Origin of the sequence: Providencia sp. PROV201 (genome assembly GCF_028479545.1) — a bacterium.
Lineage (GTDB): Bacteria > Pseudomonadota > Gammaproteobacteria > Enterobacterales > Enterobacteriaceae > Providencia > Providencia huaxiensis.
Genome location: NZ_JAMPNW010000012.1, coordinates 1 through 24,012, shown reverse-complemented (window position 1 = coordinate 24,012; position 24,012 = coordinate 1). Strand labels below are relative to the sequence as shown.

Sequence of the window (24,012 nt, the reverse complement as noted above, 5' to 3'; positions counted from 1 at the left end):
ATAAATTACTACATATTTCGCTCAAATAAAAAAGCCAGTTAGACTTAACCAACTGGCTTTTTTTACTATACCGCTATCATTACATTAGCTTTTTAGTTAACTCGATGACTCGAAGTTTCGCTATTGCTTTTGCAAGTTCTGCTGATGCCTGAGCATAATCAACATCGCCGTGAGCTTTACGGACGTGTTCTTCCGCTTTGCGTTTAGATTCCACTGCACGAGCTTCGTCTAAATCTTTACCACGGATCGCTGTATCAGCGAGTACGATAACACCATTTGGTTGCACTTCTAAAATACCACCGGAGAGGTAAATTAGCTCTTCTTCACCAAACTGTTTGGTAATACGTACCATGCCCGGTTTTATGGCAGTCAGCAGCGGGGTATGCTGCGGGTAAATCCCCAGCTCACCTTCACTACCTGTCACCTGAATTTTCTGTACCATGCCTTCAAACATTTGTTTTTCAGCACTTACTACAGTCAGGTGGTATGTCATTGCAGCTACCATATCAACCTCCTGTCAGCTGGATTAAAGCTTTTTCGCTTTTTCCACAGCTTCTTCAATGGTACCAACCATATAGAACGCTTGTTCTGGCAGGTGGTCGTAATCACCGTTCAGGATCCCACTGAAGCCACGGATAGTGTCTTTCAGAGAAACGAACTTACCTGGTGAACCGGTAAATACTTCAGCAACGAAGAATGGTTGAGACAGGAAGCGCTGGATCTTACGAGCACGAGCAACAACCAGTTTGTCTTCTTCAGACAGTTCATCCATACCCAGAATTGCGATGATATCTTTCAGTTCTTGGTAACGTTGCAGAATAGACTGAACGCCACGAGCAACATCATAGTGCTCTTGACCAACAACCAGTGGGTCAAGCTGACGGCTAGTAGAATCCAGAGGGTCAACCGCAGGGTAAATACCCAGAGATGCGATTTGACGGCTCAGAACTACCGTTGCGTCTAAGTGAGCAAAGGTGGTTGCTGGTGATGGGTCAGTCAAGTCATCCGCTGGAACGTAAACCGCTTGAACGGAAGTGATAGAACCCGTTTGAGTTGAGGTAATACGTTCTTGCAGAACACCCATCTCTTCCGCCAGCGTTGGCTGATAACCTACCGCTGAAGGCATACGACCTAACAGTGCTGATACCTCAGTACCTGCCAGGGTATAACGATAGATGTTGTCAACGAACAGCAGTACGTCACGACCTTCGTCACGGAATTTTTCAGCCATAGTCAGACCAGTCAACGCAACGCGCAGACGGTTTCCTGGTGGCTCATTCATCTGGCCATAAACCAGTGATACTTTATCCAGAACGTTTGAGTCAGTCATTTCATGATAGAAGTCGTTCCCTTCACGAGTACGCTCACCAACACCAGCGAATACTGAGTAACCTGAGTGCTCAATCGCGATGTTACGGATCAGTTCCATCATGTTTACTGTTTTACCAACACCCGCACCACCGAACAGACCAACTTTACCACCTTTCGCGAATGGACAGATTAAGTCCATTACTTTGATACCGGTTTCCAGCAGTTCTGTTGAGTTAGCTAACTCTTCGTAGCTAGGTGCAGCACGGTGAATTGACCAGCGCTCTTCTTCGCCGATATCACCTTTCATATCAATAGGCTGACCCAGAACGTTCATGATACGTCCTAAAGTTGCTTTACCTACTGGTACTTCAATTGGGTGCTCTAAGTTTACAACTTCTAAACCACGGCTCAGGCCATCTGATGTACCCATTGCGATACAACGGACAACACCACCGCCTAACTGTTGCTGAACTTCCAGCACCAGTGTTTCTTTACCGTTAACAACCTCAAGAGCGTCGTACACTTTTGGTACGTCATCTTGAGGGAACTCGACGTCCACAACGGCGCCGATTACCTGGATAATCTTTCCAGTAGCCATCTTGAATCCTCTACGTAATTCGTAAACCTAGCTGTTAAACCGCGGAAGCACCCGAAACGATTTCGGTAAGCTCCTGAGTAATGCTGGCCTGACGAGCTTTGTTGTAAACCAACTGCAACTCTTTGATCAGGTTTCCACCATTATCAGTAGCGGCTTTCATCGCTACCATTCGTGCGGCCTGCTCACTAGCCAGGTTTTCAACGACGCCCTGATAAACCTGCGACTCGATATAACGACGTAGCAGGGTATCCAGCAACGCCTTTGGATCGGGTTCGTAAATGTAATCCCAAGACTTCTTCTTCAGTGTTTCATCATTGCTTGCAGGCAATGGTAACAATTGAAGAATAGTTGGCTCCTGAGACATTGTATTGATGAACTTATTCGTCACCACATACAGTTTATCCAAACGCCCTTCATCATAGGCTTGTAGCATAGTGTTAACTGGACCAATCAAATCCGAAAGCGTTGGGTTATCCCCCATTCCGGTAACTTGTGTCACGACATTGCCGCCCACAGAACCGAAGAATGATACCGCTTTAGAACCGATTAAAGCCAAATCAACCTGAACGTTTTTCTCAGACCACGACTTCATCTCTGCTAACAGTTTTTTGAACAAGTTAATGTTCAAGCCACCACACAGACCACGGTCTGTTGAAACAACCAGATACCCGACACGCTTAACTTCACGCTCTTCGAGATATGGATGTTTATATTCCAGATTACCTAATGCTAAGTGACCAATTACACTGCGCATGGTCTCTGCATAAGGACGGCTGGCCGCCATGCGTTCCTGCGTTTTACGCATTTTGGACGCAGCGACCATTTCCATCGCTTTAGTGATCTTCTGCGTGTTTTGCACGCTGGCGATCTTGGAACGTATCTCTTTTGCGCCGGCCATTTCTGCTTCTCCTTATTAACCAGACGGCCCTAGAAACTCGGGCCGAATAGTATTACCAGGACTGGGTTGCTTTAAATGATTCGAGCAGTTTTTTCAACTTGCCTTCGATATCATCGTTATAGCTACCAGCCGGGCCAATTTCGTTCATAAGGTCAGCATGCTCGCGCAATGCATAAGAAACTAAAGCAGCTTCAAACGCACCAATTTTAGCTAACTCAACATCATCCAAGAATCCACGTTCTGCCGCAAACAGAGACAGTGACTGCTCTGCTACTGACATAGGTGCATACTGTTTCTGTTTCAGCAACTCAGTTACTTTCTGACCGTGGCTCAGCTGCTTACGCGTTGCATCATCAAGGTCTGAAGCAAACTGAGCAAACGCTGCCAGTTCACGATATTGAGCAAGTGCTGTACGGATACCACCAGACAATTTCTTGATAATTTTAGTCTGAGCAGCACCACCAACACGAGATACTGAAATACCTGGGTTAACCGCTGGACGAATACCAGAGTTAAACAGGTTAGATTCCAGGAAGATCTGACCATCTGTAATCGAAATTACGTTAGTCGGAACGAATGCAGAAACGTCACCGCCTTGAGTTTCAATGATTGGCAATGCAGTCAATGAACCCGTTTTTCCTTTAACTTCACCTTTAGTGAATGCTTCAACGTACTCAGCGTTAACACGAGCAGCACGCTCAAGTAAACGTGAGTGCAGATAGAAAACATCACCTGGGTATGCTTCACGTCCTGGTGGACGACGCAGTAACAGTGAAATTTGACGGTACGCAACAGCCTGTTTAGACAGGTCATCATAAACAATCAGAGCATCTTCACCGCGGTCACGGAAATATTCGCCCATTGCACAGCCAGCGTAGGCTGACAGATATTGCAGTGCAGCTGACTCAGATGCAGTTGCAACAACAACAATGGTGTTTTCCAGAGCGCCATGTTCTTCAAGTTTACGAACAACGTTAGCAACAGTTGATGCTTTTTGACCGATAGCGACGTAAACACATTTGATGCCAGAGTCGCGTTGGTTGATGATTGCATCGATTGCCAAAGCAGTTTTACCTGTTTGACGGTCACCGATAACAAGCTCACGCTGACCACGACCGATTGGGATCATGGCATCGACTGATTTATAACCAGTTTGAACAGGTTGATCAACGGATTGACGGTCGATAACACCTGGAGCAATAACTTCTACAGGAGAGAAGCCATCGTTATCAACAGGACCTTTACCATCAATTGGTTGACCCAGTGTATTCACAACACGTCCTAGCAGGCCACGGCCTACTGGAACTTCAAGAATACGACCAGTACATTTAACTTTCATGCCTTCTGCCAAGTCGGCATAAGGACCCATAACGACCGCACCAACAGAGTCACGCTCTAAGTTCAGTGCGATAGCGTAACGGTTGCCAGGCAGCGCGATCATTTCACCCTGCATGACCTCGGCTAAACCGTGAATACGAATAATACCGTCATTAACGGATACAATCGTACCTTCATTGTGAGCTTCACTCACAACATCGAACTGAGCAATACGCTGTTTGATCAGTTCGCTGATTTCGGTGGAATTCAGTTGCATATGCTCCAGTCCCCTTAAGACTGCAAGACGTCAGTTAAACGCTCTAAGCGACCGCGGATACTCCCGTCGATGACGAGGTCTCCAGCACGAATGATCACTCCAGCAATAACAGACTTATCAATTTTGCAATTCAGCTTAACTTTGCGTGACAGACGTTTTTCCATCGCTGCAGAAATTTTAGCTGACTGCTGTTCACTCAGTTCGTTAGCGGATAAAACATCAACTTCAATGGTTGATTCCAGAGAATCGCGCAATTGGATAAACTGCGTTAAAACTTCTGGTAGCGTCGTTAAACGCCCGTTATCTGCCATAACACGAATCAGATTCTGAACATGCTCGTCAATTTCATCTCCACAAACAGAGATAAACGTTTTAGCTAATGTTTCTGGTGCAATAGAACCAGAAAGCAGCTCACCAACCTGCTCATTGCGCGTCACCTCAGAGGTGAAGGCCAGCATTTCCTGCCATTTAGCAACAGCTTGGTTTTCCACAGCAAAGTCAAAAGCTGCTTTGGCGTAGGGGCGAGCTACAGTAGCAATTTCAGACATGCCCCTCCCTCCTTACAGTTCAGCGACTAGTTTATCAACGATGTCGCTGTTAGCAGCTTCATCCACGGAACGTTCGATGATCTTCTCGGCACCTGCGATAGCAAGCATCGCAACCTGTTTACGTAACTCTTCACGTGCACGTTTACGCTCAGCATCAATTTCAGCTTGCGCTTGTGCGACGATTTTTGCACGTTCTGCTTCTGCTTCTGCTTTTGCTTCATCAATCATTTGAACGCGTTGTTTATTCGCTTGTTCAATGATGACTTGAGCTTCAGCTTTCGCTTTTTTCAGTCGGTCGGTTGCGTCGGTTTGCGCCAGTTCCAGGTTCTTTTTAGCACGTTCTGCGGAAGATAAACCGTCAGCAATTTCTTTTTGACGTTTTTCAATGGCCGCCATAATCGGTGGCCATACATACTTCATACAGAACCAAACAAACAGGACAAACGCGATAGCCTGGCCGAGGATTGTTGCATTTAGATTCACAGACAATACCTCATATTCATTAGTGAATTAATGTTCTTACAGTGTTCCGTAACGTTAATTAGGCAACAGCGAACATTACATACAAGCCCAGACCAACAGCAATCATCGGAATAGCATCGACCAGACCCATTACGATAAAGAACTGTGTACGCAGCAGAGGAATTAAATCTGGCTGACGAGCAGCACCTTCTAAAAATTTACCACCTAGGATGCCGATACCGATCGCAGCACCGATCGCCGCTAAGCCCATCATCACAGCGGCAGCCATGTACAGCAGATCCATACTCAGGTTTTCCATGACAGTCTCCAGTTTGTTTCAGTTAATACAATTATTGATAAAATTAAATTAGTGTTCTTCAGATGCCATCGACAGATAGACAACTGTTAGAACCATAAAAATAAAGGCTTGTAGCGTAATAATCAGTATGTGGAAGATAGCCCAAGGTAGGCTTAACAACCACTGTGACCACCACGGAAGCAGAGCCGCGATAAGAATAAAGATCAATTCACCTGCATACATGTTACCAAACAGTCGCAGACCGAGTGATACAGGTTTTGACAGCAGGCTTACCCCTTCAAGAATCAAGTTGACTGGAATGAAGACAGGATGGTTAAAAGGCTGCATTGTGAGCTCTTTTGTAAATCCGCCAATTCCTTTCATTTTGATGCTGTAGAAGAGGATTAGGATAAACACACCAATAGCCATCGATAATGTGACACTAACATCTGCGGTTGGTACTGCACGTAATGCAGGTAACCCGAGATAATGTTCAGCAATATACGGAAGGAAATCAATTGGTAGTAAATCCATCAGGTTCATTAAGAATACCCAGACGAACACTGTTAATGCTAAAGGAGCAATAACTTTGCTCTTACCGTGATACATATCACGGACTGAGTTATCAACGAAACCAATGATCAGTTCTATTGCAGTCTGTAACTTACCGGGTACGCCACTAGTCGCATTGGCTGCAACTCTTCTAAATAGCCACAGGAACAGAGCCCCGAGAACTACTGAGAAAAAAAGCGAGTCAATGTTCAACGTCCAAAATGTTGGACTAGCGTGGGGATCGACCAACTTAAAGGTACTCAGGTCCAACTGAAGGTTTCTCAGATGGTGGCCTATGTAATCCTCTGTAGTCATCACTTCTCCTGATGCAGACATGATGCCTCTTACCCTTTTGTAGTTTAAAAATACTTACCGTTTAAAAACGGCTGGTGCAACAATCTGAACAATTAGCACCGCTAAATAGGTCAAACCCAGTGGTGTTAATGACGCTTTGAACACACCGAAAGCAACAACTAAGACAGTGATAGTTGTAACAACCTTTAGCCCTGCTCCTAATGCTAAGAACCAGGCAATGCGGACAGGTTCATCCTCTCCTTTTGCTTTCTGAAATTGTGATAGCAGCATAAATACGATATTTGGTAACCAGCATGCTAACCCACCAGCAAGAGCAGAGGCCCCCCATTCTATACTATTTGCACAGAAAGCCCCACTGAGGATCACAAAAGTTATCAACTGAACAGACAACTGCTTTACAGCATGCTTGTTGTCATAAAGGGATACAGACATAACTTTTGTTTACTCCCAGCTCTTCTCAGCCTCAGAAACGCTAAGTGTTGTATAAAACTGCCTTTGCGTAAATGTGTCAAGAGACAAAAACGTGCAAATTATACGGGCAGGCGAAATGAATTCAATCAGTAAGTAGCGAAAAGGTGAATAAATATTTAATTTTTTCGAGTTAGCGCAGAATTGTCGCTGTAATATTTAATAAATAGTTAATGAATTGCTGCATACATTCATATAAATGTGACATATATCACATTTAACTTTATTCACTTTATTTATTACTTCAATTTTATTCATAACAAAAAATAGATTTAACCAGTAAATCAAATAATTAAAGAAATTAATTCCTAAGCTAAATTTTGAAAGAGTAAATCCAATATTTTTCGATTCACTATTTTTTTGCTAAATCGATTAAGTAAAAATCATCAATTAGCCAGTATTTTTCTTTCAATGCCTTATTTTTGCAACTTATTCGTTATTGCCGTGTAAATACCACGTAAAATATATATTTTTATTATTTGATGGCGAATAAAAATAGCTGGCCGTTTGTAAACGTCCAGCTATCGCTCTAAATGATAAAATTATTTGATAGAAAGCAACTTTATTTCATCGAAATTTTAACTAAATGACGTTGCTCATCAAGTTCGGGCACTTCAAGTTCCGTGATCGATTCAATCATAAACTCGTCTGGTAGCGCCATTTCATCATCACGAATGACACCTTTGAGTGCATAAAAACGCCCTTCTGCTGAAGGTAAATGATGGCACCAACTCAACATGTCATTCAACGAAGCAAATGCGCGGCTAATCACACCATCAAAGCTTTTTTCCACTGGAAACTCTTCAACGCGTGATTGAACAGGCTCAATATTAGTCAGCCCTAACTCATGTTGAACCTGTTTTAAAAAGCGTACACGCTTCCCTAAGCTGTCCAATAGAACAAAATGGGAATCAGGTCGAACAATCGCTAAAGGCACGCCGGGTAAACCAGGGCCCGTCCCAACATCAATAAAACGTTGCCCGATGAGTTGACCGTTCACCACTATGCTATCCATGATATGGCGGATTAACATCTGTTGTGGGTCACGTACCGATGTCAGGTTATAGGCTTTGTTCCATTTCGCTAATAACCCAACATAGTCAATAAGTTGCTGTTTTTGCTTTTCCGTTAAGTTGATATCGGTTTTTACTAGCAATTGATTCAGTTTTGATAATAAATCCATGTTAAGCGCTCCGGCGTAGCATGCCTTGCTTTTTCAACCAAACAAGTAAAATAGAGATTGCAGCAGGCGTGATCCCTGAAATTCGTGATGCTTGACCAATAGATGTCGGTTTATGGTCGTTCAGTTTCGCCATTACCTCGTTAGACAACCCTTTAACTTGTTTGTAATCGAGGTCAACAGGCAACAACGTATTTTCATTACGCAGTTGTCTTTCGATTTCTTCTTTTTGGCGGGCAATATAACCTTCGTATTTAACTTGAATTTCCACTTGATCCGCGGCTTGAGGATCATCAATAGCTGGAGCAAAAAGGTTGAGTGAGGTTAACATTTTATACGTCATTTCCGGGCGACGTAGTAAATCTTCCCCATTGGCTTCTTTCGATAATGGAACGGTTAAAATTCCATCTATTTCTGTATGGTTATCTGATTTTGGATGAACCCAGATATCTTTTAAGCGTTGGCGCTCTTTTTCAATCAATTCGACTTTGTTATTAAAATGAGCCCAGCGAACGTCATCAACTAAACCTAACTCTCGGCCTTTTTCTGTTAGACGTAAATCCGCATTGTCTTCACGAAGCATCAAACGGTATTCTGCACGTGAGGTAAACATACGATAAGGTTCTTTTGTCCCTAAAGTACAAAGATCGTCAACGAGAACACCGATATAAGCTTGGTCACGACGAGGGAACCAACCTTCTAAACCAAAGGCATGTTGTGCCGCATTAAGGCCTGCTAATAGGCCTTGAGCTCCAGCTTCTTCATAACCTGTAGTGCCGTTAATTTGGCCAGCAAAGAATAATCCATCAATAAATTTACTTTCAAGCGTCTGTTTTAGATCTCTAGGGTCAAAGAAATCATATTCAATGGCATAGCCAGGACGAATGATCCTCGCATTTTCCATTCCTTTCATGGAATGAACAATTTGCATTTGGACATCAAATGGCAAGCTGGTGGATATCCCGTTAGGGTAAATTTCATTGCTGGTTAGGCCTTCAGGTTCTAGGAAGATCTGATGTGAGTCTTTATCAGCAAAACGCATGACTTTATCTTCGATCGAAGGGCAGTAACGTGGGCCGATCCCTTCAATCACGCCTGCGTACATAGGGCTGCGATCCAGATTATTTCTGATCACTTCATGCGTTTTTTCATTGGTATAGGTGATATGACAAGGCATCTGTTGTGGATGTTGATCTTGTGAACCTAAAAATGAAAATACGGGCATTGGGTCGTCACCTAGCTGTTGAGCTAACTGACTGAAATCAATGGTTCTTGCATCAATACGTGGTGGCGTTCCTGTTTTTAAACGATTAACACGTAAAGGTAATTCTCTCAAACGTTGAGAAAGTGAAATTGAAGGAGGATCTCCTGCACGACCACCACTGTAATTTTCTAAACCAATGTGAATTTTGCCATCAAGGAAAGTACCAACGGTTAATACCACCGCTTTGGCTTTAAATTTTAAGCCCATGCGGGTAATAGCCCCTGTGACCCTATTGTTTTCAACAATTAAGTCTTCTACAGGTTGTTGGAAAATCATTAAGTTAGGCTGGTTTTCTAAAGCCATTCTGACAGCTTGGCGATAAAGAACACGGTCAGCTTGTGCTCGAGTCGCACGAACTGCAGGCCCTTTGCTGGCATTTAATGTTCTAAATTGAATACCTGCTTTGTCTGTTGCTGTGGCCATCAAGCCACCTAGCGCATCAATTTCTCTAACCAGATGTCCCTTACCGATCCCACCGATGGCTGGGTTGCAAGACATCTGGCCCAATGTATCAATATTGTGAGTCAGTAATAGGGTTTGACGCCCCATACGTGCAGCTGCCATTGCTGCTTCAGTACCGGCATGACCACCACCAATTACGATGACGTCAAATTGCTCTGGATAAAACATGTGTGAACCTTAAACGTTAGAAAATGCGGATTGTGCATTTGAGGAGAGAATTCTACTCAAGTTTGAGGAAGAGACCAAGCTTTAGGTTTCTCCCTTATATAATATTAAGATCTTTTTATTTAAAGATCTCTTTATTAGATCTTTTATTAGGATCACGGGTTTCTGTGGATAAGTGGATTTTCACTTTAAAGATCATAAAAGTGTAAAGGATCATATACTGTGAATGATCCGTGATCCGTTTGCGTATAAGCTGGGATCAAAAAGGGTACTTATGCACAGGCCTTGTCAGCCTTAAAACTTATACTCTGGATAACTACGGGTTAATACCGGGATCTTCCCTGAGTTATCCACAGTTAATTGCTGTTATTTTAATCAAACTAGAGTTCGTTTGCCCAAATTTTAACCCATTCACCCGCGGGATCTTCCGGTATTTCGTGTTGTTGGACATCAATTTCCAAACATTCACCGATCCTTATCCCCCCTTGCTTGATTAATAAAGCATCTATTTTGTGGATCGCTCCACAGAAAGTGTCATATTCAGAGCTGCCGATCCCTACAGAACCAAATTGAACTTGGCTTAGATCAGGAGCGCTTTCTTCTATTGAATCAAAAAGAGGTTGAATATTTTCAGGGAGATCACCTGCTCCATGTGTTGAGCTCACCACCAGCCATATGCCTTCAAGTGTTAAGTCATCAAGCTTTGGGCCATGTTGAATTTCAGTTTCATGACCGAGTTCTTCTAAAATCTCTGCCATGTGCTCGGCAACATACTCCGCACTGCCCATTGTACTGCCACTTATTAAGGTTACTTTTGTCATGGTGATTCTCTTTCACAATAATAGGGCGCTATTGTACGCTGTGAATGAGCTGGGATCTACCTGTGGATAATGTGGTTATATCATTTTTTTTCTACGGATTGATTGTTCGTAAGATCGGGTTTTGTAAGGAGATCAGTGTTTCTGTGGATTGTATCTCATCAATGGTCTGAATTTTGTTGATAAGTACGTCTTGTAAAGAATCAATAGAACGGCACATCACTTTAATAAAAATGCTGTATTGCCCTGTTGTGTAGTACACCTCGACAACTTCTTCTAAGGCGTCTAATTTTTTTAGTGCGGTTGGGTAATCTTTTGCACTTTTTAAAATAATGCCAATAAAGCAACAAACATCGAAGCCTAATTGTTTTGGGTTTATATCAATACGTGTGCCTTTAATAATCCCTGCTTGCTTCATTTTTTCGACACGGACATGAATTGTCCCGGGGCTAACAGCAAATTTTTTAGCTAATTCAGCATACGGTGTACGTGCATTTCCCATTAATTCGTGAAGTATGTCACGATCGAGATTATCGATTTGATAATTTTCCGGCATTATTTCACCTCTATTTTAACGATTATTCATTTTTATACCTGTTTTTTTATTCAAAATAAACAATAAAGGCTTTTTTTAATGATGGATATTGAATTTATACCTCATTTTGTTGCTTAATCTATACATCAGCTAACACAGCTAACAAATTATGGGAATAAATTATGGACAAGTCATTTATCGAACATCAGCAACAAATTAGTTTTGTGAAATCGTATTTCTCACGTTTACTTGAAAAAGAATTAGGGTTGATTGAAGTTCAAGGGCCAATCCTAAGCCGTTTAGGGGATGGTACTCAAGACAACTTATCTGGCAGCGAAAAAGCCGTTCAAGTAAAAGTGAAATCAATTCCAGGTGCAACCTTTGAAGTGGTTCATTCTTTGGCTAAATGGAAACGTAAAACATTAGGTCGTTTCGGTTTTAGTGAAGGCCAAGGTCTATACACGCATATGAAAGCGTTGCGTCCTGACGAGGATCGCTTAACCCCAATCCATTCCGTCTATGTTGATCAGTGGGATTGGGAAAAAGTGATGGCAGATGAGGAACGTACACTTCCTTATCTGAAGCAGACAGTGGGTAAAATCTATAAGGCAATAAAAGAAACAGAAGCTGCCGTAAGTAAAGAATTTGGGTTGGCACCGTTCCTGCCAGACCAAATCCACTTTATTCACAGTGAAGAGTTGTTACAGCGCTACCCTGATTTAGATGCGAAAGGGCGTGAACGTGCAATCGCAAAAGAACTAGGCGCAGTATTCTTAATTGGTATCGGTGGTAAGCTATCTAGCGGTGAATCACATGATGTTCGCGCGCCTGACTACGACGACTGGACAACAAAAAATGAAGACGGTTTTTGTGGTTTGAACGGCGACATCATTGTGTGGAACCCTATTTTACAGGACGCATTTGAGCTCTCTTCAATGGGAATTCGTGTAAGCCCTGAGTGTTTGACTCGCCAATTAGGCTTAACCGGTGATGAAAAACGTATGGAATTAGAGTGGCACCAAGCGTTAGTAAAAGGTGAAATGCCACAAACTATCGGTGGTGGCATTGGCCAATCACGCTTAGTCATGCTACTTCTTCAACGCCAGCACATTGGCCAAGTACAATGCGGTGTTTGGGGTGCTGAAATGCAAGAATCTGTTGAAGGTATGCTGTAATTAGCGACTAAAGCGGCGTAACAGCCTGCTTTTTAACCCAGTATCAAAACGCCAAATATGGTCAAAGATTTTCATGATGCTGGGTTTCCCATAATTTGATACAGATACCGCATGGAAGCGGTATTTACCTTTCTTCTGCATAGTCTTAATTTTTTGAATCAATTCATCAGGTAAACGCTGAGCAACAAAATCAGAAATCACCACGGCATCTGCATCAATCCACTGTTTTGATTCCAATTTTACTGCGGTTTCTTGTAAACAAGCTGCCAAGTCAGTCCCACCTTTAAATGTTTGATGTAAAAAACGAATACATTGCTCTAGGCCATCAATAGAAAGTAAATCGTAATGCACAATTTCGGTGGAAAATAACATCACATGGCATGAACGGTTATCTGCCAGCGCAATTTTCATTAACGCAAGGCAAAAGGCTTTGGCGCAGCGTTCATTTAAACCGCCCATCGAACCCGATGTATCAATACATACAACAAATGGCCCTCTTGGCTGCTCTTCATCATGGTGATGGGTAATAGGGCGCAGAACTTTTCTTTCTTGCCAGCTATCCCCTTGTAATCGGTAGGTTAGAAGCTGTTTTTCGAGTAATTTTCGATAAAATTCAAATTCAATATCTTCAAGGCCTAACATGGCGAGTTCTGCAGGTAATAACCGTAAAATATCATCACTTTGATTTAAACCGTTGACTTGCTCAGGTACTATTTCGGGTACCTTTTCCATGATTGTCATGGGCTCAAGAAAAACACTATCGTCAGGAATCGATTGAGCAGATTGGCTACGGCCTAATAATTGCGCTATTTTTTCTAATTCAGGCTGCTGACGTAAAAAATCACTGTATCGGCTTAATAATTGGTCATTATAAGCGGAAGTCATGTTTACACCTTTGGTTAAGTCCCATAGCCGGCCTGCAGCTCGCTCATTTTCGCCTAAGATATCCTCTAAATTGCCACTTAACGCTAATCGGCGTTGTAACTCCGCCAGCAATTGTTCTTTTTCTTGCTCTAACAGTTCTTTATGAAGAGTTGTCACTTGTAAAATTAAACTAACTCGCCATCTTTGAACAAATAATGACTGCCTTGCGCTGCGGTTTTCTATTTTTCCACTTTGTAGCTGATGTGCCTCACGATAAAACGGGGAATCCAGCTGCTGAAGTTTTGCTATAACCCCCGGTAATTGGTTAAAAAAGGCATCTGTCGAAATACCAAGGGATTGACGATAAAGTTCAAATTCTTCTGAAAGTTGTGCGGGAACAAGCGCATCTTGCATACGCTGTTTGAGATCCTTTTTCCAACCCGATAAATCTTTGAGTAAAGCTTTTTTTAATCGAGGGTGTTTTTCAAAAAACACCGCTAATTGAGGGGTTGCCAGTAAAGATATAATGATCTCTTCAATTAATTGGCCTTCATTAACCGAAAGCAACATTTCTAATGTGGCTAAACTCATCATCGTTATTCGGCCACTTTACCCGTGATTTGGTTACGTAATTGGTTTAGCTTTTCTGTGAGTTTCATGAAGCTTTGTTCAATATCTGCAAGCCAGTGCGGTTCAATAAATAAGTTGGGCTGTTGTTTTTCAAACTGATAACGCGCGGTTTGAATCTCTTCTTGAATTTTATCCAGCTTGTCTAGCCACTCTTGGTTATTTGTATTTGGCACTAGCGACGAAGCTTTATCTTGAATATATAAAGTAGATGATTGATGGCTTACATCTAATAACTGTATCTGATTTAAATTATTTACCTCAGCGGCAATTTCTTGTGCAAAGCCAATCCCATTTAGGTGGGCAGATAGTGTTGTTCCTTTATTTAAGAAGGTTATCAGGGATTTTTTATCGGTTGTTACAAAAGTGACTTTCATATTATGCAGTTGCAGTGGGCGATGTAAAAATAGAGTAATTCGCCCGTCACCGATATTTTCGGGTAATACATAGGACGCTTTACGAGCAAACATCGCATTGTTTTTATTAACTTTAAATGCATCTTGGTTATTTTGGTCTTGGGTCGATGACATCCATTGCTGATAAGTTTGCTCTATTTCGCGGGTTAACTTTCGCTGTTGCCAGCCATCTTCTTGTAATAATGACTGCAATAGTTTCGGTAACGTATTCATCGACTGCATGTCATGCCAAAGGCAATCTTTTAATAACACAAGATCTAGAGGAGATACGCTATTGCGCCCATTAAAGAAAGCACTTGCTTGTAATAAATAAACTGCTTTTTTCCAACGCCTATCAGAAACATAAAGCTGCTTTTCTGTTGCATCTAATTGTTGGCGTAATTGGTAAATAAGTTCAAAACAGTGATCGGGTAGCGTAATTTTAGGAATTTCTTGTTGCCATTGTTGGTACTCTTCATCACTGATTTTTAAATGCTCTGGCATTTGAGATTCATTCAGCGATGATTTTCCTGTTAACAGTGCGCGAAAATTTTGTTTCTCTTGCACTTTATCCAGCCAAATACGTACTAGCATTCTGTCGAATAGCGCCTCGAGGCTATTATCAGCATCGGGTAATTCATTTGATGCAGTTACTAATAATCGCATAGGGATGGATTTTTCTTCATCACCATTACGGAACTTGCGCTCATTAACCGCCGTTAATAAGGTATTTAAAATGGCTGGGCCCGCTTTCCATATTTCATCAAGAAATACGACTTCAGCGTCTGGTAAATAACCTTTGGTTAAACGTTCATATCGTCCTTCATCTTTTAGCGCCTGTATTGAAAGAGGACCAAAGATTTCTTCCGGTGTTGAAAATCGCGTCATTAAGTATTCAAAAGCGTTTGCGTGACGAAAAGCATATTTCATTCTTCGTGCAATTAAGCTTTTGGCAATACCTGGAGGGCCTAATAGAAATACGCTTTCACCGCTTAATGTGGCGAGTAAGCACAAACGAATAGCTTGTTGGCGTTCATATAAACCGCTTTCAAGGTAATTGCTTAATTGGGCTATTCGTTCAGCAAGCTGCATATTCATTCCTTTTATTAATAGAGGCGTTGATATCAAAACTATCAATTTCTTTTATTACATACTGCGACCTATTTTTCCATTTTTCTTTGATATGCCCCAAGAAATAAGAAAAAACGATTCAGCTATAAGTGATTCAATAAGTTATTGTTTTTTAGCTTTTCTAATAAGAACGAAACGTTTCGATATTGATCACAAATATTAACCATCAATATTGAGTTGTGACTTATCTTTACTATTATTACATGAGCGAAACGTTTCGCTTACTAGAATGGCGGTGAAAAATGAAAAAGGGTATTTTACTTAATGCCAACGTTACCTCGGTAATTGCAAAGTTAGGTCATACAGACCAAATAACGCTTGCTGATGCAGGTTTACCTATTTATCAAGGAACGGAGCGTATTGATTTAGCAATTACGCAAGGCTTACCCGATTTCATGTCAGTTTTAAGTGTCATCACCCAAGAGATGCAAGTCGAAAAAGCCATTCTAGCTGAGGAAATCAGTACCATTAACCCACAAATGGAAGCCGCTATTTTGGCTCACTTACAACAGTTAGAAGTTACTCAAAATAATACGATTGAAATTATTTATTGCAGCCATGAATGCTTTAAACAATTGACTCATGACAGTAAAGCGGTGATCCGCACCGGAGAATGTTCACCGTTCGCTAACATTATTCTTTGTTCTGGTGTGACTTTCTGAGGTGATTATGCAACCTTTATTAGAACTTATCGGGATCGATAAATCATTTCCAGGGGTAAAAGCCCTCAGTGGGGCGACATTAAATGTCTACCCAGGAAAAGTCATGGCGCTGGTGGGGGAAAATGGGGCAGGCAAATCAACCATGATGAAAGTGCTGACGGGTATTTATAAAAAAGATGCTGGTCAAATCCGCTATTTAGGTAAAGAAGTCGCATTTAATGGCCCTAAAAGCTCCCAAGAAGCAGGAATAGGGATTATCCACCAAGAACTCAATTTGATACCTGAATTAACTATTGCAGAGAATATTTTTCTAGGTCGAGAGTATGTGAATGCGTTTGGTAAAATTGACTGGAAAAAAATGTTCAGTGAATCGGACAAACTGCTTAAACGGCTTAACCTTGATTATGATAGCCATCAAACTATTGCTGAGCTTTCTATTGGCGAACAACAAATGGTCGAAATCGCCAAAGTTCTGAGCTTTCAATCACAAGTGATTATCATGGATGAACCCACCGATGCACTAACAGACACGGAAACAGAGTCCCTATTTAGAGTTATCGAAGACTTAAAAGCTCAAGGCTGTGGCATTGTTTATATTTCCCATCGTTTAAAAGAAATTTTTGAAATTTGCGACGATGTGACCGTGTTCCGCGATGGCCAGTTTATTGGTGAGAAACCCGTGAGTGAGTTAGAAGAAGAAAAACTCATTGAAATGATGGTTGGTCGTAAGCTTGAAGACCAGTACCCGAGGGTCGAGGTAGAAACCGGAAACATTAGGCTGCAGCTTGAAGGGGTATCTGGACCTGGTGTAACAAATGCCAATTTCACCCTGAAGAGTGGGGAAATTTTAGGTGTATCTGGCTTGATGGGCGCGGGGCGTACAGAGTTGATGAAAATCATCTACGGCGCGGCGACAAAAAAATCAGGCACGATAAAACTGGAAGGCAAAGCCGTAACACTGAAAACACCACAAGATGGCTTAAACAGTGGCATTGTTTATATTTCAGAAGACCGTAAACGAGATGGATTAGTATTAGGCATGTCAGTGAAAGAAAATATGTCATTGACAGCATTACGTTATTTCAGTCGTGCAGGGGGAAGCCTCAAGCATAGTGAAGAACAGCAAACCGTTAGCGATTTCATTCGGTTATTCAATATTAAAACCCCGTCTATGGACCAAATAATTGGCAACCTTTCAGGTGGAAACCAGCAAAAAGTGGCCATTGCGCGCGGTTTGATGACAAGACCAAAAGTACTGATCCTCGATGAGCCAACTCGTGGCGTAGACGTTGGTGCTAAAAAAGAAATCTATCAACTAATTAACCAATTTAAAAAAGAAGGGCTGAGTATCATTTTAGTTTCTTCAGAAATGCCTGAAGTAATAGGAATGAGTGACCGCATTTTGGTGATGCACGAAGGTCATATCAGCGGCGAATTTTCAGCCAAAGACGCGACTCAGGAAGCCTTAATGGCTGCCGCAGTGGGTAAAAATTATGGCTCAGTTCAGGAGTTATCAGTATGAGTTCAACTACCGCATCATCAAAACGCTGGTTCAGCAAAGCATGGCTGATGGAGCAAAAATCATTAATCGCACTCTTAGTTTTGATTGCCATCGTATCAACATTAAGCCCGAATTTTTTTACGGTTAATAACCTATTCAATATCTTACAACAAACCTCCGTCAACGCCATTATGGCCGTTGGGATGACGCTAGTTATCTTAACCTCGGGTATTGATCTCTCTGTTGGGTCCTTATTGGCCTTAACGGGCGCGGTTGCAGCTTCCATGGTCGGGGCGGAAGTTAATGCGCTAGTGGCTGTTGCGGGGGCATTAGCACTCGGTGCCGCGATCGGTGCATGCACCGGGGTGATTGTTGCAAAAGGAAAAGTCCAAGCTTTCATTGCGACTTTAGTCATGATGCTACTATTGCGTGGTGTGACACGAGTTTATACAGACGGTAGCCCTATCAATACAGGGTTTAGTGATAACGCAGACTTATTTGGCTGGTTTGGTATTGGCCGCCCATTTGGTATTCCTACCCCAGTCTGGTTAATGATTATCGTGTTTGCAGCTGCATGGTATATGTTGCACCATACTCGCCTTGGTCGTTACATCTACGCACTTGGTGGGAATGAAGCGGCTACCCGTCTTTCTGGTATTAATGTTGATCGCATTAAAATAGTGGTTTATGCCTTATGTGGAATGCTAGCAGCATTGGCGAGTGTCATTGAAGTTGCACGTTTATCATCGGCTCAGCCAATGGCAGGTAATGGTTATGAACTTGATGCTATCGCTGCGGTTGTACTTGGTGGTACCAGTCTTGCTGGTGGTAAGGGGCGTATAGTCGGAACATTGATTGGTGCGCTTATCCTTGGTTTTTTAAACAATGGATTAAACTTATTAGGTATTTCGTCAAACTACCAGATGATTGTTAAAGCTGTCGTCATCTTACTTGCTGTACTTGTTGATAATAAAAAGTAACCCTACAGGAAAATTATTATGAAACTGAACAAACTAGCAACGTTATTATCTGCAGTTGCACTGAGTGCAACTGTTAGTGTCAATGCGATGGCGAAAGATAGCATTGCACTCGTCATTTCTACATTGAATAACCCATTCTTTGTGACAATGAAAGATAGCGCACAAAAAGAAGCGGATAAATTGGGTTATGAACTGATTGTTTTAGATTCTCAAGACAACCCAGCCAAAGAGTTAGCAAACGTACAAGATTTAACCGTTCGCGGTACAAAATTAATGTTAATTAACCCAACGGATTCAGATGCGGTGGGCAACTCAATATTAATGGCTAATAAAGCCAATATACCTGTCATCACTTTAGATAGAGCGGCTAATAAAGGTGAAGTTGTCAGTCATGTGGCATCCGACAACCGTATGGGCGGGAAAATGGCTGCTGACTATATTGCACAAAAAACAGGCAATGAAGCTAAAGTGATTCAATTAGAAGGTATTTCAGGTACATCAGCAGCACGTGAGCGCGGTGAAGGTTTTAATACCGGAGCAAAAGAGCACAAATTCAATTTACTGGCGAGCCAACCCGCTGATTTCGATAGAACAAAAGGCTTGAACGTAATGCAAAACTTGTTAACGGCACACCCTGCTGTTCAAGCGGTATTTGCACAAAATGATGAAATGGCATTAGGTGCGTTAAGAGCTTTACAAACCGCAGGCCGTACTGATGTTCTGGTTGTTGGCTTTGATGGAACAAATGATGGTATTAAAGCCGTTGAAGGCGGAAAATTAGGTGCAACTATTGCACAGCGCCCAGACCAAATTGGGATTGTTGGTGTACAGATTGCAGATAAAGTCTTAAAAGGCGAGAAAGTGGATCCAACGGTTCCGGTTGAATTGGAATTAGTGGTTAAACAATAAGATAAAAACCGCCATGGCGCACTGTGGCGGTTTATTTAATTTGCGATCCATTGGGTCATAAAAAAGGAAATAAACGTTATGGGTATAGCTAAGCTGGTGGTTCTCGGTAGTATCAATGCGGATCATATATTAAATGTTAAGCATTTCCCTCAGCCGGGTGAAACTGTTAGAGGCGATCATTACCAAGTTGCATTTGGCGGGAAAGGTGCCAACCAAGCTGTTGCAGCAGGTCGCAGTGGTGCTGACATAACGTTTATTGCTTGTGTTGGTGATGATGATATTGGGGCGAGTATAAAAAAACAGTTATTTCTCGATAATATTAAAACCGAATGCATTGATGCCATTGAAGGTGAAACGACAGGTGTTGCTCTTATTTATGTGAACCAACAAGGGGAAAATACAATTGGTATCAATGCAGGTGCAAATGCGCGACTTACCAAAGAAAGATTAGCTCAATATCAGCAAAAAATTGTGGAAGCTGATGCGGTATTGATGCAACTGGAATCCCCTATTGAAACAGTACAAATGGCTGCTGAAATAGCGAAGAAAAACAATACGAAAGTCATTTTGAACCCTGCACCGGCTCAATCATTACCAGATTCATTATTATCACTAGTTGATATCATCACGCCAAATGAAACAGAAGCTGAACACCTAACAGGTATTGCTGTTAATGATAATCAAGGTGCTCAGGATGCGGCTGAAGCTTTACATCAAAAAGGTATCAGTAAAGTGATGATAACACTCGGCTCTCGAGGCGTTTGGTATAGTGAAAAAGGTAGTGAAGGCAAAATAATTTCTGCATTTCGCGTAAAAGCAGTGGATACTATTGCCGCAGGTGATACATTCAATGGGGCTTACGTTACAGCTCTGCTTGAAGGTAAAGCTGACGAAGAAGCGATTATTTTTGCTCATGCAGCGGCGGCGATAGCTGTGACTCGCCCGGGAGCTCAACCCTCAGTTCCATGGCGTAAAGAAATTGACCAGTTTTTGACTCAACAGGATTAACTTGTGGCAACAATGAAAGATGTGGCACGCCTTGCAGGGGTGTCGACGTCCACCGTCTCTCACGTTATTAACCAAAATCGCTATGTCAGCGAGAGCATTACCATACGCGTTAAAAATGCGATTGAAGAGTTAAATTATGCACCTTCTGCTTTAGCGCGTAGTTTGAAGATGAATCGTACGAATACAATTGGGATGTTACTGACAACAAGTAATAACCCATTTTACGCAGAGGTAGTGCGGGGTGTAGAACGTAGTTGCTACGAACGTGGTTATAGTTTGATTTTGTGCAACACTGAAGGTGACCTTCAGCGAATGAATCATAGTTTAGAAACCTTGCTACAAAAACGTGTTGATGGGCTACTGATTATGTGCACAGAAGTACAGGGGCCATCAAAAAATGTTTTGGCTCGTTACCCTGCTGTGCCAACAGTTATGATGGATTGGTCACCTTTTGAGTCGGAAGGCGATATCATTCAAGATAACTCTTTTCTTGGTGGAGAAATAGCCACTCGTTACCTTATCGAAGCTGGTTTCTCTCGTATTGCATGTATTGCAGGGCCACAAGATAAATCACCAGCAAGAGCGCGTCATCAAGGTTTTATTCAAGCCATGACAGATGGCGGCATTAATATTTATGATGACTATATCATTTTCAGTGATTTTGAATTTGCTGGTGGGTTTGAGTCAATGAATAAATTGCTTAGCTTACCAACCCCTCCCGAGGCCATTTTTGCAGGTAATGATGCGATGGCGGTAGGCGCTTATCAAGCGATATACCAAAAGGGTTTGAAAGTGCCTGATGATATTTCAATCATTGGTTATGATGATATCGATCTTTCGCCTTATATGATCCCACCATTAACAACAATTCATCAGCCAAAAGATAAGTTAGGCCAACAGGCTGTTGACCAACTTATTTATCGTATGGATAACCCAGAGGCAAATGCGAGTGTTTTGGTTCTTACCCCTGAGTTAATTGAACGTCAATCGGTTAAAAAATATTAATTCTTCGCTTTTTTGGTTTTATTTTTTATTAAATTATCACCGTCTGTCTTACTTAATAATAAGAAGACAAAAGCCGAGATAAGCGTAATGACGCCAACGGTAATAAAGGTGTAATGGAAATTATCGACCGTATTGCTATTAGGTTGTCCACCATAGAAGTTTAAGATTGCAGCACTGACTGCGATACCGAAGCTTATCGATAGCTGCTGAGTCACAGCTAACATACTATTTCCCGCACTTGCATTATTGTCTGTTAAATCAGCCAGGCAAATAGTATTCATTGCGGTAAATTGTACAGACATCACCATTCCTAAAATAAATAAAGGTACAACTAACAGATAAATCGACATACTTGGTGATTGTAAGGAAAACTGTGCGATCATTAATCCTATAATAATGGTGATGACAAATAATGTATTACGGTAGCCATATTTAGTTAGGATCCGAGTAACCCCTGATTTAGCAGTGATTGAACCTATTGCTAGTGGTGCCATCATCATTCCCGCCACAACGGCTTCGTAGCCGAAACCTACTTGCAGCATTAATGGCATTAAAAATGGAATACTGCCTGTTCCTAAGCGTGTTGCGATATTACCGCTGATCCCAATAGAAAAAGTGCGAGTTTTAAATAAATTCAAGGGGATTATTGCATGCTTAGTACGTCTTGCATGGAAAATATAAACAAATAAGAAAAGAAAGCCGACTAAAACAATAGTGACTGGAATCGATGTTGAAAGAGACTTATCACTGAATAAGTCTAGGCTGACAGATAGCATGACTAAACCAGAACCAAACAATAAGAACCCTAAAGTATCAAATTTACGTTTTGGCATTTTAAAGTCTGGCATATGTTTTAACGCATAAAAGATACCTAAAACACCAATAGGAATATTAATAATAAATATCCAATGCCAAGTTGCATAGGTGACTAATATACCACCTAACAGAGGTCCCAATATTGGGCCAACTAAACCAGGAATGGTGACAAAATTTAATATTGGTAGTAATTCACTTCGAGGGTAAGCCCTTATTAAGGCTAAACGAGCAACTGGCATCATCATTGCCCCACCAATACCTTGAATAACCCTAGAGGTCACTAAAAAGTTTAAAGAAGGCGAAAGGGCACAAAGTAATGAACCAAAAGAAAACAAGGAAACCGCTAAAATGAATATACGTCTTGTACCAAATCTATCTGCAAACCAGCCACTAACAGGGATCAATAGAGCAACAGTAAGCGTATAACTGACTACGGCGGATTGCATCGCAAGCGGCGAGTGATCAAGGCTTTTTGCAATATCGGGTAAAGCCGTATTCAAAATGGTGGCATCGAGCGCTTGCATGAAAAAGGCCATTGCTGCAATCCATGGAAGGCCTGACATATTTTTAGCTGTTTTGAACATCAGTTACCTATACAAGTAAATTAAAGCTTCAATTGGAGTATTGTTTTGTTAGTCTTGCTTTTGGGTAATTGTTAATAAGTTATAGCAAAGGTCGAGTGCTATTGTACTTTTACCATGAATAATTGCATTGGCAAGTTGTTGATGAATTTCGACCTCTATAACCTCATTATCAGTGATGACATCAAAGTAACGCTGATAAATAGAACGGAATAAATTCGCAAAAGAAATTAGGAAGGGATTGGCACAAGCTTTGTAAATAGTTAAATGGAAATGGTAATCAACTTTCACCCAATGCGCCCTGTCAAATTCTTTGGCGAGTAACTGCATTTCACTTGCTAATAATTGTAATGATTGTTTTTGTTCTTTTGTTGCATGTATAGCCGCAAGATAACAAGCTTGAGGTTCTATTGCGAGTCGAACCATTTTAAAGTGTTCCATCACAACCGATTGCTCTTCACTATTGGACCACCATGTTAAGAGATCTTGGTCTAAAAAATTCCAATTTGAGGGTGGCATAACACGGGTACCTATTTTGGGGCGTGCTAATACCATTCCTTTTGCCGCTAATATTTTTATTGCTTCTCTTATCGCTGTTCGACTTGCTTGGAATTGTTCTGATAATTCTAATTCGCTAGGTAAAGTGGAATCAGGTAAATAGGTGCTGGTTAAAATCAGCTGGCCAAGATTTTCTGCAATAATATAAGAACGATTTTTTTGTGAGGCGGTTTGTTGCTTACTTAATTCCATAATTCATCTCAAAGCATAATTCTTAGATACACATATTACGTGAGTAGGTGCGCAATTGCTGCTGAAATAGTCAATATATAGACCGAATTTAACTTATAAATACCTTTTTGGCTAAAAAAAACACGAACAAAATAAAAATT

General features: G+C 41.5%; 24 protein-coding genes. 7 read left to right on the top strand and 17 right to left on the bottom strand.

Annotated elements, in window-relative coordinates; genetic code table 11:
- Window positions 1–79: 79 nt before the first annotated feature.
- The 13 genes from PR809_RS11530 to asnC all read right to left on the bottom strand — a co-directional run bounded on the left by PR809_RS11530 (window position 80) and on the right by asnC (window position 11,489).
- Window positions 80–505 (bottom strand): F0F1 ATP synthase subunit epsilon, encoded by a 426-nt coding sequence (locus PR809_RS11530; protein ID WP_004906291.1) that lies wholly within the window; start codon window positions 503–505, stop codon window positions 80–82.
- Between the two features lie 21 nt (window positions 506–526).
- Entirely contained in the window at window positions 527–1,909 is a 1,383-nt protein-coding gene (gene atpD / locus PR809_RS11525; protein WP_102140420.1) for a F0F1 ATP synthase subunit beta, read from the bottom strand.
- A 34-nt stretch (window positions 1,910–1,943) separates the two neighbouring features.
- Window positions 1,944–2,807, bottom strand: coding sequence for a F0F1 ATP synthase subunit gamma (gene atpG / locus PR809_RS11520; RefSeq protein WP_102140421.1), 864 nt, complete (start codon window positions 2,805–2,807; stop codon window positions 1,944–1,946).
- Between the two features lie 52 nt (window positions 2,808–2,859).
- Complete coding sequence (gene atpA, locus PR809_RS11515) at window positions 2,860–4,401, bottom strand: F0F1 ATP synthase subunit alpha (RefSeq protein WP_102140422.1); 1,542 nt, start codon at window positions 4,399–4,401, stop codon at window positions 2,860–2,862.
- Between the two features lie 14 nt (window positions 4,402–4,415).
- Window positions 4,416–4,949, bottom strand: a complete 534-nt coding sequence (gene atpH, locus PR809_RS11510) for a F0F1 ATP synthase subunit delta (RefSeq protein ID WP_102140423.1) — start codon at window positions 4,947–4,949, stop codon at window positions 4,416–4,418.
- A gap of 12 nt (window positions 4,950–4,961) precedes the next feature.
- On the bottom strand, window positions 4,962–5,432 hold the full coding sequence (gene atpF, locus PR809_RS11505; RefSeq protein WP_004906301.1) for a F0F1 ATP synthase subunit B: 471 nt from the start codon (window positions 5,430–5,432) through the stop codon (window positions 4,962–4,964).
- Window positions 5,433–5,490: 58 nt separating this feature from the next.
- Entirely contained in the window at window positions 5,491–5,730 is a 240-nt protein-coding gene (atpE, locus tag PR809_RS11500) for a F0F1 ATP synthase subunit C (protein WP_004093904.1), read from the bottom strand.
- A gap of 48 nt (window positions 5,731–5,778) precedes the next feature.
- Window positions 5,779–6,597 (bottom strand): F0F1 ATP synthase subunit A, encoded by an 819-nt coding sequence (atpB, locus tag PR809_RS11495; RefSeq protein WP_042846803.1) that lies wholly within the window; start codon window positions 6,595–6,597, stop codon window positions 5,779–5,781.
- A gap of 33 nt (window positions 6,598–6,630) precedes the next feature.
- Window positions 6,631–7,008, bottom strand: coding sequence for a F0F1 ATP synthase subunit I (gene atpI / locus PR809_RS11490; RefSeq protein WP_102140424.1), 378 nt, complete (start codon window positions 7,006–7,008; stop codon window positions 6,631–6,633).
- Window positions 7,009–7,606: 598 nt separating this feature from the next.
- A complete protein-coding gene (rsmG, locus tag PR809_RS11485) occupies window positions 7,607–8,227 on the bottom strand; it encodes a 16S rRNA (guanine(527)-N(7))-methyltransferase RsmG (RefSeq protein WP_102140425.1) in 621 nt (206 codons plus the stop codon).
- 1 nt (window position 8,228) lies between these two features.
- Window positions 8,229–10,118, bottom strand: coding sequence for a tRNA uridine-5-carboxymethylaminomethyl(34) synthesis enzyme MnmG (mnmG, locus tag PR809_RS11480; protein ID WP_102140426.1), 1,890 nt, complete (start codon window positions 10,116–10,118; stop codon window positions 8,229–8,231).
- 377 nt (window positions 10,119–10,495) lie between these two features.
- Window positions 10,496–10,936 (bottom strand): FMN-binding protein MioC, encoded by a 441-nt coding sequence (gene mioC / locus PR809_RS11475; RefSeq protein WP_206276947.1) that lies wholly within the window; start codon window positions 10,934–10,936, stop codon window positions 10,496–10,498.
- Window positions 10,937–11,027: 91 nt separating this feature from the next.
- A complete protein-coding gene (asnC, locus tag PR809_RS11470) occupies window positions 11,028–11,489 on the bottom strand; it encodes a transcriptional regulator AsnC (RefSeq protein ID WP_125893840.1) in 462 nt (153 codons plus the stop codon).
- A gap of 161 nt (window positions 11,490–11,650) precedes the next feature.
- Here asnC and asnA point away from each other — a divergent pair, with 161 nt between their 5' ends.
- Window positions 11,651–12,643, top strand: a complete 993-nt coding sequence (asnA, locus tag PR809_RS11465; RefSeq protein ID WP_102140429.1) for an aspartate--ammonia ligase — start codon at window positions 11,651–11,653, stop codon at window positions 12,641–12,643.
- Here the strand turns inward: asnA and viaA are convergent, their stop codons facing one another.
- Together viaA and ravA are read right to left on the bottom strand one after the other, a co-directional pair.
- Complete coding sequence (gene viaA / locus PR809_RS11460; protein WP_206276948.1) at window positions 12,644–14,101, bottom strand: ATPase RavA stimulator ViaA; 1,458 nt, start codon at window positions 14,099–14,101, stop codon at window positions 12,644–12,646.
- Window positions 14,102–14,103: 2 nt separating this feature from the next.
- Window positions 14,104–15,621: an ATPase RavA gene (gene ravA, locus PR809_RS11455; protein ID WP_102140431.1), complete on the bottom strand. Its 1,518-nt coding sequence runs from the start codon at window positions 15,619–15,621 to the stop codon at window positions 14,104–14,106.
- Window positions 15,622–15,902: 281 nt separating this feature from the next.
- On the opposite strand from ravA, the gene rbsD reads away from it, so the two are divergent.
- The 6 genes from rbsD to rbsR all read left to right on the top strand — a co-directional run bounded on the left by rbsD (window position 15,903) and on the right by rbsR (window position 21,725).
- The gene (rbsD, locus tag PR809_RS11450; RefSeq protein ID WP_206276949.1) at window positions 15,903–16,322 is read left to right on the top strand and encodes a D-ribose pyranase; all 420 of its coding nucleotides are present in this window, start codon (window positions 15,903–15,905) and stop codon (window positions 16,320–16,322) included.
- Between the two features lie 7 nt (window positions 16,323–16,329).
- The gene (gene rbsA, locus PR809_RS11445; RefSeq protein WP_102140433.1) at window positions 16,330–17,844 is read left to right on the top strand and encodes a ribose ABC transporter ATP-binding protein RbsA; all 1,515 of its coding nucleotides are present in this window, start codon (window positions 16,330–16,332) and stop codon (window positions 17,842–17,844) included.
- Window positions 17,841–18,803 (top strand): ribose ABC transporter permease, encoded by a 963-nt coding sequence (gene rbsC, locus PR809_RS11440; RefSeq protein ID WP_102140434.1) that lies wholly within the window; start codon window positions 17,841–17,843, stop codon window positions 18,801–18,803. The genes rbsA and rbsC overlap by 4 nt, the downstream gene beginning before the upstream one ends.
- Before the next feature lie 18 nt (window positions 18,804–18,821).
- Window positions 18,822–19,712: a ribose ABC transporter substrate-binding protein RbsB gene (gene rbsB / locus PR809_RS11435; RefSeq protein ID WP_102140435.1), complete on the top strand. Its 891-nt coding sequence runs from the start codon at window positions 18,822–18,824 to the stop codon at window positions 19,710–19,712.
- A gap of 78 nt (window positions 19,713–19,790) precedes the next feature.
- A complete protein-coding gene (rbsK, locus tag PR809_RS11430; protein WP_206276950.1) occupies window positions 19,791–20,720 on the top strand; it encodes a ribokinase in 930 nt (309 codons plus the stop codon).
- Between the two features lie 3 nt (window positions 20,721–20,723).
- The gene (rbsR, locus tag PR809_RS11425) at window positions 20,724–21,725 is read left to right on the top strand and encodes a ribose operon transcriptional repressor RbsR (protein ID WP_166268174.1); all 1,002 of its coding nucleotides are present in this window, start codon (window positions 20,724–20,726) and stop codon (window positions 21,723–21,725) included.
- On the opposite strand, the gene mdtD is transcribed toward rbsR, so the two are convergent.
- Both mdtD and PR809_RS11415 read right to left on the bottom strand, forming a co-directional pair.
- Window positions 21,722–23,125, bottom strand: coding sequence for a multidrug transporter subunit MdtD (mdtD, locus tag PR809_RS11420; protein WP_102140437.1), 1,404 nt, complete (start codon window positions 23,123–23,125; stop codon window positions 21,722–21,724). The genes rbsR and mdtD overlap by 4 nt on opposite strands.
- A 48-nt stretch (window positions 23,126–23,173) precedes the next feature.
- Window positions 23,174–23,872, bottom strand: coding sequence for a FadR/GntR family transcriptional regulator (locus PR809_RS11415; protein ID WP_102140438.1), 699 nt, complete (start codon window positions 23,870–23,872; stop codon window positions 23,174–23,176).
- Between the last annotated feature and the right edge of the window lie 140 nt (window positions 23,873–24,012).